This window comes from Kitasatospora sp. NPDC059462 (assembly GCF_042749955.1).
Classification (GTDB): Bacteria; Actinomycetota; Actinomycetes; order Streptomycetales; family Streptomycetaceae; genus Kitasatospora.
Genome location: NZ_JBHYUU010000083.1, coordinates 1 through 16715, shown reverse-complemented (window position 1 = coordinate 16715; position 16715 = coordinate 1). Strand labels below are relative to the sequence as shown.

The 16715-nt window shown below is 74.0% G+C and carries 16 protein-coding genes; 12 read left to right on the top strand and 4 right to left on the bottom strand.

What is annotated here, in order from left to right:
• Window positions 1-91 precede the first annotated feature (91 nt).
• The 3 genes from ACFXAM_RS21015 to ACFXAM_RS21005 all read left to right on the top strand — a co-directional run bounded on the left by ACFXAM_RS21015 (window position 92) and on the right by ACFXAM_RS21005 (window position 2804).
• Complete coding sequence (locus ACFXAM_RS21015) at window positions 92-928, top strand: class I SAM-dependent methyltransferase (RefSeq protein WP_380293366.1); 837 nt, start codon at window positions 92-94, stop codon at window positions 926-928.
• Between the two features lie 117 nt (window positions 929-1045).
• Window positions 1046-1828 carry a hypothetical protein gene (locus ACFXAM_RS21010; RefSeq protein ID WP_380293364.1) on the top strand — a complete coding sequence of 261 codons (783 nt, stop codon included), beginning with the start codon at window positions 1046-1048 and terminating at the stop codon, window positions 1826-1828.
• Window positions 1829-2048: 220 nt separating this feature from the next.
• On the top strand, window positions 2049-2804 hold the full coding sequence (locus tag ACFXAM_RS21005) for a VOC family protein (protein ID WP_380293362.1): 756 nt from the start codon (window positions 2049-2051) through the stop codon (window positions 2802-2804).
• 9 nt (window positions 2805-2813) lie between these two features.
• Here ACFXAM_RS21005 and ACFXAM_RS21000 read toward each other — a convergent pair whose 3' ends face one another.
• Window positions 2814-3392, bottom strand: a complete 579-nt coding sequence (locus tag ACFXAM_RS21000) for a hemerythrin domain-containing protein (RefSeq protein WP_380293360.1) — start codon at window positions 3390-3392, stop codon at window positions 2814-2816.
• Between the two features lie 132 nt (window positions 3393-3524).
• Window positions 3525-4121 (bottom strand): TIGR03086 family metal-binding protein, encoded by a 597-nt coding sequence (locus tag ACFXAM_RS20995; RefSeq protein WP_380293358.1) that lies wholly within the window; start codon window positions 4119-4121, stop codon window positions 3525-3527.
• A 193-nt stretch (window positions 4122-4314) separates the two neighbouring features.
• On the opposite strand from ACFXAM_RS20995, the gene ACFXAM_RS20990 reads away from it, so the two are divergent.
• Together ACFXAM_RS20990 and ACFXAM_RS20985 are read left to right on the top strand one after the other, a co-directional pair.
• On the top strand, window positions 4315-4884 hold the full coding sequence (locus tag ACFXAM_RS20990; protein WP_380293356.1) for a DoxX family protein: 570 nt from the start codon (window positions 4315-4317) through the stop codon (window positions 4882-4884).
• A gap of 336 nt (window positions 4885-5220) precedes the next feature.
• Window positions 5221-7746 (top strand): collagenase, encoded by a 2526-nt coding sequence (locus ACFXAM_RS20985; RefSeq protein WP_380293399.1) that lies wholly within the window; start codon window positions 5221-5223, stop codon window positions 7744-7746.
• A 78-nt stretch (window positions 7747-7824) separates the two neighbouring features.
• Here ACFXAM_RS20985 and ACFXAM_RS20980 read toward each other — a convergent pair whose 3' ends face one another.
• Window positions 7825-8586, bottom strand: coding sequence for a PP2C family protein-serine/threonine phosphatase (locus tag ACFXAM_RS20980; protein WP_380293354.1), 762 nt, complete (start codon window positions 8584-8586; stop codon window positions 7825-7827).
• 149 nt (window positions 8587-8735) lie between these two features.
• On the opposite strand from ACFXAM_RS20980, the gene ACFXAM_RS20975 reads away from it, so the two are divergent.
• From ACFXAM_RS20975 to ACFXAM_RS20960, 4 genes are all read left to right on the top strand, one after another.
• The gene (locus ACFXAM_RS20975) at window positions 8736-9332 is read left to right on the top strand and encodes a TetR/AcrR family transcriptional regulator (protein ID WP_380293352.1); all 597 of its coding nucleotides are present in this window, start codon (window positions 8736-8738) and stop codon (window positions 9330-9332) included.
• A gap of 125 nt (window positions 9333-9457) precedes the next feature.
• Window positions 9458-10684, top strand: a complete 1227-nt coding sequence (locus tag ACFXAM_RS20970) for an MFS transporter (RefSeq protein WP_380293351.1) — start codon at window positions 9458-9460, stop codon at window positions 10682-10684.
• A gap of 44 nt (window positions 10685-10728) precedes the next feature.
• Window positions 10729-11853, top strand: coding sequence for an LLM class flavin-dependent oxidoreductase (locus tag ACFXAM_RS20965; RefSeq protein WP_380293350.1), 1125 nt, complete (start codon window positions 10729-10731; stop codon window positions 11851-11853).
• Entirely contained in the window at window positions 11850-12491 is a 642-nt protein-coding gene (locus ACFXAM_RS20960; protein ID WP_380293349.1) for an FMN reductase, read from the top strand. The genes ACFXAM_RS20965 and ACFXAM_RS20960 overlap by 4 nt, the downstream gene beginning before the upstream one ends.
• 72 nt (window positions 12492-12563) lie before the next feature.
• Here the strand turns inward: ACFXAM_RS20960 and ACFXAM_RS20955 are convergent, their stop codons facing one another.
• A complete protein-coding gene (locus ACFXAM_RS20955) occupies window positions 12564-12983 on the bottom strand; it encodes a winged helix-turn-helix transcriptional regulator (protein ID WP_380293348.1) in 420 nt (139 codons plus the stop codon).
• A 114-nt stretch (window positions 12984-13097) separates the two neighbouring features.
• Between ACFXAM_RS20955 and ACFXAM_RS20950 the strand changes: the two genes are divergently transcribed.
• The 3 genes from ACFXAM_RS20950 (at window position 13098) to ACFXAM_RS20940 (ending at window position 16596) form a co-directional block, all read left to right on the top strand.
• Window positions 13098-14576 (top strand): MFS transporter, encoded by a 1479-nt coding sequence (locus ACFXAM_RS20950; RefSeq protein WP_380293347.1) that lies wholly within the window; start codon window positions 13098-13100, stop codon window positions 14574-14576.
• A gap of 167 nt (window positions 14577-14743) precedes the next feature.
• Window positions 14744-15799, top strand: coding sequence for a Dyp-type peroxidase (locus ACFXAM_RS20945; RefSeq protein WP_380293346.1), 1056 nt, complete (start codon window positions 14744-14746; stop codon window positions 15797-15799).
• Window positions 15796-16596: a family 1 encapsulin nanocompartment shell protein gene (locus tag ACFXAM_RS20940; protein WP_380293344.1), complete on the top strand. Its 801-nt coding sequence runs from the start codon at window positions 15796-15798 to the stop codon at window positions 16594-16596. Before ACFXAM_RS20945 ends, ACFXAM_RS20940 begins: the two co-directional genes overlap by 4 nt.
• Window positions 16597-16715 lie beyond the last annotated feature (119 nt).

Below are 16715 nucleotides of genomic sequence, written 5' to 3'. Positions count from 1 at the left end.
CCGGCCACGGCCCCCGGCACGTCGGCCGGCCCGGCCGCCGCTTTCGCCCGGCCGCACCGGGCGGCTTCCCTCCCCTCCCCAGCGAGGCCCGATGAACCACCCCCGCCCGGCCCCCGAGCCGGCCACCGCCCGCCGCAACCTGCTCACCGACCGCCCGGAGCTCTACGAACTCCGCTTTCCCGACCCCGGGTTCACCGCCGCCCGGTGGGCCGAGTCGATGCTCCGCGAGCACGGCGCCGGGGCCGACGTCCTCGACCTCGGCTGCGGCACCGGCCGGGACGCCGGCTGGCTGCACCGCACGGCCGGACGCAGCGTCACCGGCCTGGACAGCTCCCCGGAGATGATCGCCTACGCCCGGGCCCGCCACCCCGGACCGGCCTACCACGTCGGCGACATGCGCGACTTCACCCTGCCCGGCCGGTTCGACGCGGTGCTCTGCCTGGACAGCGCGCTGCTCTACTGCCACACCAACGCCGACCTCGACGCGTTGTTCGGCCGGCTCCGCCACCACCTGCGCCCCGGGGGCCTGCTGGTCGCCGAGATGCGCAACGGCGCCTTCTTCCTCGGCCGCACCGAACTCCTCGACGCCCCGCGGCTCGACAGCGTCACCCACGACGGCGTCACCCACACCTCGCGCACCGTGCTGTGGATCGACCACGCCGCCCAACTGCTGCGCCGCACCCGCAGTTGGGCCAGTGACGACGGCGCGCCGCCGGTCGAGCAGCACTCCGCCTGGCGGCTGCTCTTCCCCCAGGAGCTGCGCGGTCTGCTCGCCGTCCACGGCTTCACCGTCCTCGCCCTCCACGACCGGCCCGGTCCGCGCACCGAACCGCCCTGGACGGACGGCGACCGGCCCGCCGCCACCGCCGACGGCGACCGCCTCCACCTGGTCGCCCGGCTCGACTCCTCCGGCCGGAAGGGGCGTTGACCCCCACAGTGGTCCCCGCAGTTGTCCCCGCGGTCGTCCCGGCGGCGGGCCGGGCCGCCGCTCCGGTTCACCCGTCCGGGTGAGGGGGTGTCGGACCCCTCGGCTAGCGTCCGTGCCATGACCACCGCGACCACGGCGACCACGGCGACCACCGCCGTCCCCGCCCCGGAGGCGCTCGCCGCGCTCCTCGACGTCCTCCGCGCCGGGGCGCCGGAGCACGCCGTCGACGCGCGGGCCGTGCGCCGGGCGTTCGAGGCCGAGCGGCCTGGTCCGCTGCCCGACCACTGGTGGCTGGCCGTCCCGGGCGGGACGTACGAGGCGGCGTTCACCGTGCTGGGCCTGCACGACCGCGTTCCCGTCACGGTCCGGTACGGGCTCGCCGCCCAGGAAGACGACGGGAAGTCCGCGCCCGGGCCGGTGCACCGGGTGTTCGTCACGCCCGAGTACGCGGGCTGGCGGCTGATCTACGCGGAGTCCCCGCTGCGGGAGACGACGTGGTGGCCGCACGAGGTGGTCGAGCGCCTCAGCGCCGCCTGCGGCCGCGCCCAGGTGTTCTTCCAGGACCCGTTCGCCGACTCCGTCATCTGGGCGGTCGCCGAGCACGGCACCCTGGTGCGCGGGTACTGGCGCCACGGCGAGCCGGAGTGGACCGGCGAGCCGCTGCCCTGGGAGCCGCTGCCCACGGCCGGCGAGCCCGACGAGGACGACCCCGACGAGGACGACCCGGACGGCACCGAACCCAACGCCTCCCTGGTCGAGTCCATCGGCGCGGCCGCCGCCGGTCTTTCGGTGAACCCGGCCGCGATCACCGCCGACACCCCGGTCCGGGGCCACGGATGGCTGGCCCTGACCGCCCCGGGCGCCGGCCACGACGGCTTCGGAGGTGCGCCCGTGCTCTGAACCGCCCGGGGCGCGGAGCCTTCCGCGCACGCCCCTCACCAGGGTCTCACCACGCCCACACCCCACCCCGCGTGCTGATCCGCCCCGAACCGTCCGGTACGTCCTAGGCTGAAGTCGCCCGGGCGGCCGGACGGCCGTGGGAGTCGGGAGGGGCCCGGCGGCCGGGGTCTCGGAGGTGGTCGCGATGGTCAGCGGTGGGACAACGGCCGAGGTGCGCTGCGTGGCGGCCGTCCCGTGCTGGGTGAGCCTGATGGCGCGCGACCTCGACGTGGCCAAGGCCTTCTACGGGCCTTTGCTGGGCTGGGAGTTCGAGCCGGGGCCGGACCGCTTCGGCCCGTACGTGCACGCCGTGACCGGTGGGCAGGCGGTGGCCGGTCTCGGCGTGGCCACCGGGGGCTGGGACATGCCCGTCGCCTGGACCAGCTACTTCGGCACGGAGAGCGCGGACGCCGCCGCCGACGCGGTCCGCGAGCGCGGCGCGACGCTCGCGGTGGGGCCGCTGTCCTTCGACGCGGGCCGGGTGGCGTTCGCCGCGGACCCACTGGGCGCGGTGTTCGGCATCTGGGAGGGTCCGCTCGGCCGGGCCCGGCGCCTCGACCTCCTGGGCTCACCGGTCTGGATCGAGCTGCGCACCCCGGATCCGTTCGCGGCCGCGCTCTTCTACGGCGAGGTGTTCCGCTGGGACGGCCGGGACCCGGAGCGGTTCGAGGTCCGCTGGGAGCACGACCGGGTGGTGCTGCGGACCGAGGGGCGCAGCGTCGCCGCGCTCGCCCGGGAGCAGGCGGGCGGGCCGGCGGGGATGCCGCCGCACTGGGAGGTGTCCTTCTCGGTGCCGGACACCGACGCGGCGGTGGCCAGGGCCGGGGAGCTCGGCGGGGGAGCACTCGGCCCGGCGTTCGACTCGCCGTACGGGCGGGTGGCCCGGCTCCAGGACCCGGAGGGCGGCCGGTTCGCGGTGATCAGCGCCAAGCCCTGACCCGCGGGCTCACGGCCCCGACGGCCCCGCCTCGGCGATCTCCGCCCGTTCGGCCCGCAGCCGTTCGGCGAGCGCGTTCCGGGCGGCGGCCGGCAACGCCTTGCGGGCGGCGGGGAACAGCTCCTTCTCCTCGGTGGCCAGGTGCCGGCGCAGCAGCTCGGCGAGTCCGCGCAGCAGGGTCGCCGGCGCGGGGTCGCCGGGCGGGAGGGACTGCAGGTCGGCGAGGTACTGGCCGATCGCGAGGTGGTCGTGGATGCACCGGAACACCATCGCGCCGCCGTCGGCCACGTCGTGCTGGACGACCGGGAACAGGTGCTCCTCCTCCGCCGCGCAGTGGCTGAACAGCAGGTCGGTGAGCTGCCCGATCAGCCGGTCCACGGGCTCCGCCGCGCCGCCCGGCGCCGCGGGCTCCGCCGCGCCCTCCGGCCCGGCTGCGTTCTCCGGCCCGGCCGTGCTCTCCGGCTCCGCCGTGCTGTCCGTCCCGGTCGCGCCGGAGAGCGGGGGAGCGGCCTCGATCCGGGCGAGCAGGTCCTCCACCGCGCGGTGCTCCGCGGTGAACTCGCCGAGGATGTCCGGCCTGCGGCTCATGGCGCGCCCGCCTCTCCGGTCTGCTGCGGTTCACCCCCCGCCACCTCCAGTATCCGGCGCCGCGCCCGTTGCCCGGGCGGTGCGGCCCCGGGGAGTGCGCGGTGGAACCGGTGGGCCGGGCCGAGCCGCAGGTCAGGGGCGGTCCCGGCGTCCGGTGAGGGCGAGCATGCGGGTCTGCGGGCCGGCGTCGTCCGCCACCGGCAGGGGCGGGTCGAACAGCCCGCTGCCGGAGAGGTCCCCGTAGCCGGTGTACTCGTCGAGCGCGAAGTCGACCAGCCCGTCCGGCAGCCGGGTGAGCCGCCCGATGCCCTCGGCGAGGTCCCAGGCGTGCACGACGGCGTCGGCGGTGAGCTGGTCCAGGTAGTACTGGCCGGAGACGTCGCCGAAGGAGAGGTGCACGGTGAGGTCGGTCGAGCCGGGGACGGCGAAGGCGTCGCGGGCGGCCGCCGAGGCGGCGGTCCAGGCGCCGACCGGGTCGTCACCGAGGACGTCGCCGTCGAAGCGGGCGCCGACCTCGCCGATGGTGGAGCCCATCAGCAGTTCGGGCACCCACAGCTGCTCGCCGGTGAGGTGGTTGACCAGATCGCGGACGGTCCAGTCGGCGCAGGGGGTGGGTGCGTCCCACTGGTCGGGGGTGATCAGCCGCACCCGTTCGGTGAAGGCGGTGAGGGCGTCGGCGTACGGGGTGCCCCGGCCCTCCGCCCGCCGGTGTTCCTTGCGATGTGCCATGCCCTGAGCCTGCCCCGCCAGGCACCTTCGTACGCCGGTCTACACCAATGCTGACCCGGCCACGCCAAAATCTTCCGTCCGGCTAGTTGTTCAAATTCAAACTTACCGGTACGGTCACATCACCCCGCTGGTTCGAATTTGAACAAGTCCGCCAGCATCGACGAACCCCCCTTTTTTCTCGATGGAGACGCGCATGCCGAGCACCAGCCCGAGCACGACCGCCCCCACCACCCCCGTCGCGGCCGGGAGACACTCCGGGTCCGTGGCCACCTCCCCGCACGCCTACGACGCCGGCCTCCTGCTGCTGCGCCTGGCCCTCGGCCTGATCATGGCCGGGCACGGCAGCCAGAAGCTGTTCGGCTGGTTCGGCGGCGGTGGGATCGACGGCACCGGCAAGTTCTTCGAGTCGCAGGGCTACCCGGCGCCCAAGCTCATGGCCGTCGTGGCCGGCCTCACCGAGGCCGGTGGCGGACTGGCGCTCGCTGTCGGCCTGTTGGCCCCGCTGGCGGCCGCCGCGATCCTGGGCACCATGCTCAATGCCCTCGCCGTCAGCTGGAGCGGCAGCTTCTTCGCCGGGAAGGGCGGCTGCGAGTACGAACTGCTCCTGATCACCGCCGCGGCGGGCCTGGCGCTGACCGGCCCCGGTCGCTACGCCGTGGACCGCTACCTGCCGGTGGTGCGCTCGCACCGGCTGTCGTACGGCGCGGCCGCCGTCGTGCTCGGCCTGGTCACCGCGGGCGTGGTGCTCCTCGTGCGCGACTGACCCACCCCGGCGACGGTGTCGCCGCCAGCGAGGGCCGCCGGTCGACCGACCGGCGGCCCTCGCCGTCTGCGGTCGTTTCGTGAAGTTCCTGTGGGGAAGCGGCAGTTGCCGGTTCTGGGCCTTCCTCCGCCATGTGATGCATGCCATTGTACATGTCACACTCCCCACCGGTGCTCGACGGTCACCGCCCCAACGGTGCCGTCGCAACGGTCCTCACCACCCCCACCGGCCGCACCCCCACGCGGCCGACGACGGCCCGGAGGCCCCCACGTGAGAACCGCACGTCCCTTGCACCAACACCCCCATGTCGCCAGGTTGCTGACGTTCCTCCTGGTGATGTTCGTGGCGGTCGGCCTGTTCGCCCCGCGCGCCCAGGCCGCCCCCGCCCCGGCCTCGCCGCAGCCCGGCGGAGGCTCGCCCGCGACCTCGGCCGGCCCCGCCGGCCTGGCCCCGCGGCCCGCGATCGGTGAAGCGCCGGACGGCCACGGCGCGAAGAAGCCGGTGTCGCCGCGTGAGCGCGCCCCGTTCTCGACCACCGACCCCGAGCGCGCCGAACGCCTGTCGGCGGCGGAGCGCAAGGCGGAGCAGCAGGCCGCACTGGCCAAGGCCTTCGGCGCGGGAGCCCCCGCGGCCCTCGCCGAACAGCCCTGCAACATCCCCGACTTCAGCCGGACCGGTGGCGCTCTGGTGCAGGCCGTCAAGGCGGCCGACCTGGGCTGCATCAACAGCCTGTTCCTGCTGACCGGCGGCGACGCCAACCGGACGTTCCGCGAGTCCCAGATGGTCACGGTCGCGGACGCCCTGCGCGACAACGCCGCCTCCTACCCGGGCGACAACTCCACCTCCACCGCCCAGCTGGTGCTGTTCCTGCGGGCCGGCTACTACGTGCAGTGGTACCACGCGTCCGACGTCGGCACCTACGGCACCGCCCTGCAGACCTCGATCCGCGGCGCGCTGGACGCCTTCTTCAACAGCGCGCACTCCCGTGACGTCTCCGCCGCCAACGCGGGCACGCTCGGGGAGGCGATCACCCTCATCGACAGCGCGCAGGAGAACGTCCGCTACCTGCCGGTGGTCAAGCGCCTGCTCGGCGCGTACGACGCCGCCACCCACAACCCGGCGAACATGGGCAACGCGCTCAACAGCGTGTTCACCGTGCTGTGGCGCGGCCACCAGACGAAGGGCTTCGCCGAGGCGGTGCAGGCCGACCCGGGCGTGCTCGACGCGCTCTACGCCTTCGCCTCCGCCAACGGCGCCCTGCTCGGCGGCGACTACACCTTCCTGGTCTACAACGCGACCCGCGAGCTGGGCCGCTTCCTGCAGTACGAGCCGCTCCGGCCCAAGGTCCGCCCGCTGATGAAGGGGCTGGCCGAGCGCTCCTCGCCGGGCGACCGCACCTCCTACCAGTGGGCCGCCGTGGCGGAGATGGGCGACGCCTACGACAGCGGCAACTGCGCCTACTACGGCACCTGTGACGCTCCCGCCCGGCTCCGGTCGGCCGTCCTGACCGTCGACCACAGCTGCAGCCCGAGCATCCGCGTGCTGGCCCAGAAGCTGGACGCCGCGCAGCTGGGCACCACCTGCTCCAGCCTCAACGGCCAGGACGCCTTCTTCCACGCGGTGGCCAAGGACAACGGCCCGGTCGCCGACGACCGGAACACCACGATCGAGGTCGTGGTCTTCCACACCCGCTTCGACTACGCGGTGTTCGCCGCCGGCATCTACGGCATCGACACCAACAACGGCGGCATGTACCTGGAGGGCAAGCCGAACGAGGCCGGCAACCAGCCGCGCTTCCTCGCCTACGAGGCCGACTGGACGCCGGACTTCCAGATCTGGAACCTCAACCACGAGTACACCCACTACCTCGACGGCCGGTTCGACATGTACGGCGACTTCGACGCCGGCATGACCACCCCGACCATCTGGTGGGTCGAGGGCTTCGCGGAGTACGTCTCCTACTCGTACCGCAAGGAGACCTACGACGCGGCGATCAGCGCCGCCGGCCTCCACACCTACCGGCTCTCCGAGCTCTTCGACACCGCCTACGGCGACCAGGAGCGCGTCTACCGCTGGGGCTACCTGGCCGTCCGCTACATGCTGGAGCAGCACCGCGCCGACCTGGACGCCGTGCTCGCCAAGTACCGCACCGGTGACTGGGCCGGCGCCCGCACCATCCTGAAGACCACCATCGGCACCCGCTACGACGCCGACTTCGACCGCTGGCTGACCGCCTGCGCGGCCGGTGCCTGCGGCGGCGGCACCAACCCGCCCGGCAACCAGGCGCCCACCGCGGCCTTCACCGCCGCGGTCTCCGGGCAGTCGGTCACCTTCACCGACCGCTCGACCGACCCGGACGGCACGATCGCCTCCCGCGCCTGGGACTTCGGCGACGGCACCACCAGCGCCGAGGCCAACCCGGCCAAGACGTACTCCCGGGCCGGCACCTTCACCGTCACGCTGACCGTGACCGACAACAAGGGCGCCACCGCGAGCACCCGCCAGGACGTCACCGTCGCCGGCTCGGGCCCGGTCCAGTGCACCGGCGCCGACCCCCGCCAGCTGGACCGCAACTGCGGGCGCGTCGACCTGGCGGCGACCACCGGCAACTACGCGCACTTCTACCTGTACCTCCCGGCCGGGGTGACGCAGCTGCGGCTCACCAGCACGGGCGGCACCGGCAACGCCGACCTCTACTTCAACGACCGGGGCTGGGCCTACACCAACTCCTACACCGCCAGGTCCGCCAACGCGGGCAACACCGAGACCCTGACCATCACCAACCCGCCGGCCGGCTACGTCTTCCTGAGCCTCTACGCCCAGCAGGGCTTCTCCGGCGCGAGCATCAAGGCCGAGTACTGACCGAGGAGTCGTCGTCCGACCCGGACCGAGGGGGCCCGGCGGTGCACCGCGCCGCCGGGCCCTCCCGTGCCAGGGCGGCTACGGCCCGACCCGCACCAGCGCGAGCGTGATGTTGTCCGGCCCGCCGGCCTCGATCGCGGCCTTCCAGAGCTCGAACGCCGCCCGCCCGTCGGCCCGTTCGGCCTCCGCCGGCGGACGGTCGAGCAGGGCCGCGAGCTCCTCCTCCGGCACCGGGTCGGTCAGCCCGTCGCTGCACACCAGGTACCGGTCGCCGACGGCCAGCGGCTCACTGCGGACGTGCGGCTCGACGAAGGTCAGTCCGAGCGAGCCGCCCAGGGTCTGGGTGACCACCGAGGTGGTGCGCCGCCCGGGCGGCAGCGGCGGGCTGTCGTCCACGCTGACCCGGCGCAGGGCGCCGTCGCCGATCCGGTAGACCCGGCTGTCGCCGATGTTGAAGACCACGACGCGGTCCTCCAGCAGCACCAGGCCGGCCACCGTGGTGCCCATCGCGGCCAGTCCGGGATCGCCGCCGGCGGCCGCGTAGACGTCCCGGTTGCAGTTCTGCAGGGCCTCCCGGACGCTCTCCTCGCCGTCGAGCCCGGGCCCGGCCGCCGCCAGCCGCCGGGCGACCAGGGCGCTGGCGACCTCGCCGCCGGGATGGCCGCCGAGTCCGTCGGCGACCGCGACCGGGCAGGGCGGGCCCAGCGGGAAGAGCAGGGTCTGCGGGTTGGTGGTGACGGTCGCGCAGAGCGTCCACGGCCCGGCGACGAGGCTGTCCTCGTTCTGCTCGCGCAGCAGGCCCTCGTGGCTCAGCGCGCTCACCGCGATGTACGCCGCCATCGGTTCGCCGCCCTTCGGGGTGCTCCGGCCGGCCGGTCCCGGCTCCTCCCGGCTCCTCCCATTGTCGCGCGCCGCCGCCCCGCCGCCCGGGGGAGCGGGGCACCGGGCCGGTATTGCATCGGGCGGTCCAAAACGGCTACGGTGCTGCCATGGCGAGACCGCGCACCTTCGACGAGGACCGGGCGCTGGACGCGGCGATGCGGGCGTTCTGGGCGAACGGCTACGAGGCCACCTCCACCCAGGACCTCTGCGAGGCGACCGGCCTCGGGCGGAGCAGCATCTACAACACGTTCAGCAGCAAGCGCGACCTGTTCCGGCGCTCGCTGGACCGCTACAACGAGCTGATGACCGTCCCGCAGGTGGCGCTGCTGGAGGACCTCGGCCTGCCGCCGCTGGAGCGGATCCGGATCCTGCTGGCGCGGGTCGTCGACGGGGAGTTCGAGAACCGCCCGCAGGGGCGCAGCATCGGCTGCCTGACCGTGAACACCGTCGTCGAGCTGGCCGGGCGCGACCCGGAGGCGGCCGCGGTGGTGGAGCGGGACCAGCGGGTGCGGCTCGCCGCGCTGGCGGCCGCGATCGGCGCCGGCCAGCGGGCGGGCGAGATCGCCGCGCGCCGGGAGCCGGACGAGCTCGCCCGGTTCGTGAACGCGGTGATCGCCGGGATGCGGGTCGCCGCCAAGGGCGGGGCCGACCGGGCTGCCGTCGAGGCCGTCGCCGCCACCGCCGTGGACGCGCTCACCCCCTGACCGGACGGGCCTGCCCTTTCCTTGCGGCGGTCCGCGGTCCGCCCTGTCCTCGGTGCGGCCCGCCCCTGCCCCGGCCTGCCCTTATTTTGAACCGACCAATCCAAAACTATCGGGGGAGCACTCCCATGCCACGTGCCGTCTACGTCCTCGCCCTCGGCATCTTCGCGATGGTGACCAGTGAGTTCGCCGTCGCCGGGCTGATGCCGCAGCTGGCGGAGGGCCTCGACGCGACCGTCCCGCAGATCGGCTACCTGATCACCGCCTTCTCCGTCGCGATGTCCTTCGGCGGTCCGTTCCTCACCGTTTCTCTGCTGAGGATGCGTCAGAAATGCGCCCTGATGCTGCTGTTCGCGGTCTTCCTGGTCGGCAACCTGCTCGCCGCGACCGCCTCCGGCTACCCGGTGATGCTGGTGGCCCGGGTGATCAGCGGGGTCGCCGCCCAGGCCTTCTTCGGCATCTCGATCTCGATGGCCACCCAGCTGGCCCGCCCCGAGCTGCGCGGCCGGGCGATCGCCGTGCTGATGAACGGCCTGATGCTCGGCACTCTGCTCGGCCTGCCGCTGGCCACCGTCATCGGCGAGCACTTCGGCTGGCGGGCGGCGTTCTGGGCGGTGGCCGTGCTCACCGTGGCGGTCGCGCTGGCCACCGTCGCCGGGGTGCCGGACGCCGACCACGCCGAGGGCGGCGGCTCGCTCCGCGCGGAGCTGGGCGCCCTGCGCAACCGGCGGCTCTGGCTGGCCTTCGCCACCAGCACCCTGATCATCGGCGCGACCTTCGCGCTGTTCAGCTACGTCAACCCGGTCCTCACCGGGATCACCGGCTTCTCGGCCGGCTCCGTCCCGCTGCTGCTGGTCGCCTACGGCGCGGCGACCGTGGTCGGCAACACCGTGGTCGGCCGGCTCGCCGACCGCCACGCGCTGCCGGTGCTCGCCGTCGGCCTGGCGCTGAACACCCTCTTCCTGGCCGGCCTCGCGCTCTTCGCCCAGCACCGGGTGCCGGCGGTCGGCCTGCTGCTCGGGGTCGGCCTGGTCGGCGTCACCATGAACCCGGCGATGGCCTCGCGGGTGCAGCGGATCGGCAACGCCCGTCCGCTGGTGAACACCGTCCACAACGCCTTCATCACGCTCGGTGTCATCCTCAGCTCCCTGCTCGGCGGGCTCGCCATCGACCTGTGGGGCCTGCGGGCGGTCCTCTGGCTGGGGGTCGCGCTGGCCGTCGCGGGTCTGCTGACCCTGCTCCCGGACGCCCTGCGGGGCCGTAGTGCGGTCTCGGGCCAGGGCCCGGACGCTGGGGGGAATAACACCCGGGTGGAGGATGCTAAAGTGGTTGAAACTTTGACGATCGGATCCTGAGCGGGGTTTCCCAGCGGGATTCAGCCTGGAGTGTGGTGAGCAACATGCAGTTCGGAATCTTCACCGTCGGCGATGTCACCCCCGACCCGACCACCGGCCGCACCCCGACCGAGCATGAGCGGATCAAGGCCACCGTGGCCATCGCCCGCAAGGCGGAGGAGGTCGGCCTGGACGTCTTCGCGACCGGCGAGCACCACAACCCGCCGTTCGTGCCGTCCTCGCCGACCACCCTGCTCGGTTACATCGCGGCGCAGACCGAGCGCATCATCCTCTCCACCTCGACCACGCTGATCACCACCAACGACCCGGTGAAGATCGCCGAGGACTACGCGGTGCTCCAGCACCTCGCGGACGGCCGGGTGGACCTCATGATGGGCCGCGGCAACACCGGCCCGGTCTACCCGTGGTTCGGCAAGGACATCCGCCAGGGCATCCCGCTCGCGATCGAGAACTACGCGCTGCTGCACCAGCTGTGGCGCGAGGACGTGGTCGACTGGTCGGGCCGCTTCCGCACCCCGCTGCAGTCCTTCACGGCCACCCCGCGCCCGCTCGACGGCGTCCCGCCGTTCGTCTGGCACGGCTCCATTCGCAGCCCGGAGATCGCGGAGCAGGCCGCCTACTACGGCGACGGCTTCTTCGCGAACAACATCTTCTGGCCCAAGGAGCACTTCCGGAAGCTGATCAACCTCTACCGCGAGCGCTACGCCCACTACGGGCACGGCACCCCCGAGCAGGCCGTCGTCGGCCTCGGCGGGCAGGTGTTCATGCGCAGGAACTCGCAGGACGCGGTGCGCGAGTTCCGCCCGTACTTCGACAACGCGCCGGTGTACGGACACGGGCCGTCGCTGGAGGAGTTCACCGACCAGACCCCGCTCGCCGTCGGCAGCCCGCAGGAGGTCATCGAGAAGACCCTGACCTTCCGCGAGACCTTCGGCGACTACCAGCGCCAGCTGTTCCTCATGGACCACGCCGGCCTGCCGCTGAAGACCGTGCTGGAGCAGCTGGACCTGCTCGGCGAGGCGGTCGTGCCGGTGCTGCGCGAGGAGTTCGCCAAGGGCCGCCCGGCCGACGTCCCGGACGCGCCGACGCACGCCTCGCTGGTCGCGGCCGACCGCGCCCGCCGGGAGCAGGAGCAGAACACCGAGGAGAACGTGGAGGTGGCCAAGTGACCGCGTACCGACTGGCGGTGGTCAGCGCCGGCCTGAGCAAGCCGTCCTCGACGCGGCTGCTCGCGGACCGGCTGGCCGAGGCGACGGTCCGCCGGCTCGCCCTCGACGGGCGGGAGGTGGAGGTGACGGTGATCGAACTGCGCGACCTCGCCACCGACATCGCGCACAACTTCGTCACCGGCTTCCCCGGCGCCGCGCTGCGCGAGGCGATCGAGACGGTGACCCGCGCCGACGGGCTGATCGCGGTGACGCCGATCTTCACCGCCTCCTACAGCGGGCTGTTCAAGTCGTTCTTCGACGTGATCGACCCCGACGTGCTCAGCGGCAAGCCCGTGGTGATCGCCGCCACCGGCGGCACGCCCCGGCACTCGCTGGCGCTGGAGCACGCCGTCCGCCCGCTGTTCAGCTACCTGCGCTCGGTGGTCGTCCCGACCGCGGTCTACGCGGCCACCGACGACTGGGGCACCACGGGCGACCGGCTCACCGACGGCCTGCCGGGCCGGATCGACCGGGCCGCCGGCGAACTCGCCGGACTGCTCGCCGGCCGCGCCCCCCACGGGCCGGCGGCGGACGGCGGGTCCGGGGAGACGGAGAGCGTGGTCCCGTTCGCCGAGCAGCTGGCGGCCCTGCGGGTCTGACGGCGGCGGTCCGCGCACCACGAGAAGGGGCGGGTCCCGGGAAACCGGGCCCGCCCCTCGTCGTGCCCGCGCTCAGCCCGTCCGCGCGTCGTACGAGGCCCGGGCCGCCGCGATCTCGCGCTGGTGCGTCTCCGTCCAGGTGACCAGCGACCGGACCGTCTCGTGCAGGGTCCGGCCCAGCGGGGTCAGCGCGTAGTCCACCCGGGGCGGCACGACCGGGTGCACCGTCCGCTCGACCAGGCCGTCGCGCTCCAGCTGGCGCAGCGTGACGGTCAGCATCCGCTGGCTGACCCCGTCGATCTCCCGCCGCAGCTCGGTGAAGCGCAGCGAGCCGCGGTCCAGCAGCGCGATCACCAGCAACGACCACTTGTCGGCGATCCGGTCGAGGATCTGCCGGACCTCGCAGTCCTCCCGGGTGTCCCACTGGAACGCGTCGTAGTCGTCCTCGGTCACCGCGCAGTGCGTCGGTGACTTCAAAGTGCCTTCTTCCATGGTTCCTGATGCTGCCTCAGGATGGCTGGTGGTTACAAGAGGGAACCGACTGGACGACGGAGAACCGCCCGGTCCGGCCTCCCCGCCTTCCCGCGCACTCCCCAGGAGACCTCCGTGTCCGCGTCCTCAGCCGTGTCCGGAACCGGCACGCCCGCCGCCGCCCCCGCCGCGCCCGCCGCCGCACCGCCCCCCGCCCCCGCCGCACCGCCCCCCGCCGCCCGCCTCACCGGTCGCGAGACCGCCGTCCTGCTCGTCCTGTGCGGCGCGATCTTCCTGGAGGGCATCGACGTCGCGATGCTCAACGTGGCGCTCCCCTCGATCCGCGCCGACCTCGGCATGGACACCGGCTCGCTCAGCTGGGTGCTCAGCGCCTACGTGCTCGGCTACGGCGGCTTCATGCTGCTCGGCGGCCGCACCGCCGACCTGCTCGGACGGCGCCGCACCTTCCTGTTCTGGCTCACCGTCTTCGTCCTCTTCTCCGGCGCCGGCGGCCTCGCCGGCGCGCCCTGGGTGCTCGTCCTGGCCCGCTTCGCCACCGGCCTCGCGGCCGCCTTCATGACCCCCGCGGGCCTGGCGATCATCACCACCGCGTTCGCCGAGGGCCCCCGCCGCAACCGCGCGCTGCTCCTCTACGCGGGCACCGCCGCCGCCGGCTTCTCGCTCGGCCTGGTGGCCGGCGGCCTGCTCACCGCGATCAGCTGGCGCTGGGTCTTCTTCGCCCCCGTCCTGCTCGCCGGCGCCCTGCTGCTCGCCGCCCTGCCGCTGCTCCCGCGCGACCGTCCGCCGGCCCGCCGCCCCGGCGAGCGCTTCGACCTGGCCGGCGCCGCCACCGTCACCGGCGCCATGCTGCTGCTGGTCCACACCGTGGTGCGGATCGGCGAACCGGGCGCCGCCGCCGTCCCGACCCTCGCCGAGGCGGCCGGGGGACTGGCCCTGCTGGCCGCCTTCGTCGCCGTCGAACGGCGCTCCGCCGCCCCGCTGGTCCGCCTCGGCCTGCTGCGCTCCGGCCCGCTGCTGCGCGCCAACCTCGGCGCGCTGCTGTTCGCCGGCTCCTTCTTCGGCTTCCAGTTCACCGTCACCCTCTACCTCCAGGACCTGCGCGGCTGGACCCCGCTGCAGACCGGTCTCGCCCTGCTGGCCGTCGGGGCGGACGCGGTGCTCGCGCCGACCCTCACCCCCCGGCTGGTGGACCGGTTCGGCACCGTCCGGGTGATCCTCGGCGGCTTCGGCCTGGCGACGCTGTCCTACGCGCTGTTCCTTCCGGTCGGCCCGGACTGGAGCTATCCGATGATGTTCCCGACCATGATCCTCACCGGCCTGGCCTTCGCCCTCGCCTACGGGCCGCTGACCATCGCCGCCACCGACGGCGTCGCCGAGGAGGAGCAGGGGCTGGCCGGCGGGCTGCTCAACACCGCCTTCCAGTTCGGTGCGGCGCTCGGCCTCTCCGCGGTCACCGCCGTCCACCTGGCCGTCACCGGCGACGGGGGGTCCGGGCTGGACGGCTTCCGGGCCGCGCTGGTGGTCCCGGTCGCGGCGGTCGCCCTCGGCGCGCTGGTCACCGCCCTCGGCCTGCGCGGTCGCAGGTCCTCCTGACGCGCCCCGGGCCCGTCGCGGCCCCCGAGCCCCTCGCCGGCCCCGGCCGGTGAGGGGCCGTCCCGCTGTCCGCCCGCGTCCCCTGCTCGGCCCGTCGACCGCGCCGAAATGTCCGTCCCGGGGTGTAATCGTACGGATGATCAGACCCCGGAGACCGGAGTCCGCCGATGCCGCAGCCCGTCCTCACCCCGCTCACCACCGCCGCGATCTTCCTCGTCCTCACCGTCGACCCCGGCGGCGAGCCCACCGTCCGGGCCCTGCTGCCCGATGTGGCGGGCCTGCGCCGGGCGGTCGGCTTCCGCGCCCCCGACGCCGGGCTCACCTGTGTCACCGGCATCGGCTCGGACGCCTGGGACCGGCTCTTCGACGGCCCCCGCCCGGCCGGGCTGCACCCGTTCCGGGAGATCACCGGCGCCCGCCACCGCGCCCCGGCCACCCCCGGTGACCTGCTGTTCCACCTGCGCGCCGCCCGGATGGACCTCTGCTTCGAACTCGCCGGTCAGCTCACCAACCGCCTCGCCGGCGCCGCCACCGTGGTCGACGCCGTGCACGGCTTCCGCTACTTCGACGACCGCGACCTGCTGGGCTTCGTCGACGGCACCGAGAACCCCGAGGGCCGCGCCGCGGACGCCGCCGTGCTGATCGGGGAGGAGGACCCGCAGTTCGCGGGCGGCAGCTATGTGATCGTCCAGAAGTACCTGCACGACCTGGACGCCTGGAACCGGCTCCCGGTCGAGGCGCAGGAACGCGCGGTCGGCCGCACCAAGCTCACCGACATCGAGCTCGCCGACGACGTCAAACCCGCCGACTCGCACGTGGCGCTGACCAGCGTCACCGGCCCGGACGGCGAGGAGCGGCAGATCATGCGGTTCAACATGGCGTTCGGCTCCTTCGCCGGCGGCGGGGAGTTCGGGACGTACTTCATCGGCTACTCGCGCACCCCGGAGGTGACCGAGGAGATGCTGGAGAACATGTTCGTCGGCCGCCCGCCCGGCGCCCACGACCGGCTGCTCGACTTCTCGACCGCGGCCACCGGCACCCTGTTCCACGTCCCGACGGCCGAGTTCCTGGACGACCCGCCGCCCGCGCCGGCCGCGGCGGTCCCGGCCGCCGTTCCCGCTGCCGTCCCCGCCCCCGTCCCGACCGCCGCCGTCCCCTCCTCCGCCGCCGTCCCCGACGGCTCCCTCGCCATCGGCAGCCTGAAAGGCACCCCCGCGTCATGAACAACCTGCACCGCGAGCTCGCTCCCGTCTCCGCCGCGGCCTGGGCGGAGATCGAGGAGGAGGCCCGGCAGACCTTCAAGCTCCACCTCGCCGGCCGTCGCGTCGTCGACCTGAACGGCCCCGACGGCCCCGCCCTCGCGGCCGTCGGCACCGGCCACCTCACCGCCATCGAACCGCCCAACCCCGGCGTCCAGGCCCACGCCCGCGAGGTGCGGCCGCTCGTCGAACTGCGGGTGCCCTTCCCGGTCGGCCGCTCCGCCGTGGACGACGTCGAACGCGGCTCCCGGGACTCCGACTGGCAGCCCGTGAAGGACGCCGCCCGCACCCTCGCCCTCACCGAGGACCGCGCCGTCTTCGACGGCTACCCCGCCGCCGGCATCGAGGGCATCCGCGCCGCCGCCACCAACCCCGCCGTCCCGCTCCCCACCGACGTCCGCGAGTACCCCGAGGCGGTCAGCAGGGCCCTCACCACCCTCCGCCTGGCCGGCGTCGGCGGCCCCTACGCCCTCCTGCTCGGCGCGGACGCCTACACCGCGGTCAACGAGACCTCCGACCACGGCTACCCCGTCGCCAGCCACATCGCCCGCCTCCTCGACGGCGAACTCATCTGGGCCCCCGCCATCGAGGGCGCCCTGCTCCTCTCCACCCGCGGCGGCGACTTCGAACTCCAGCTCGGCCAGGACGTCAGCGTCGGCTACCTCTCCCACACGGCCGACACCGTCCATCTGTACCTGACCGAGACCTTCACGGCCCGCGTCCTCACCCCCGAGGCCGCCGTCCCCCTCACCACGGCCTGACACCCCGCCACGACGAACACGAACGGGGCCGGTGCGAACCGCACCCGGCCCGGTCGTGGTGGTCGCCGGCCCCGCCCAATCCGTCAGTGCGCCCGCTCCGGGCGCAGGGTCTCCTCGCC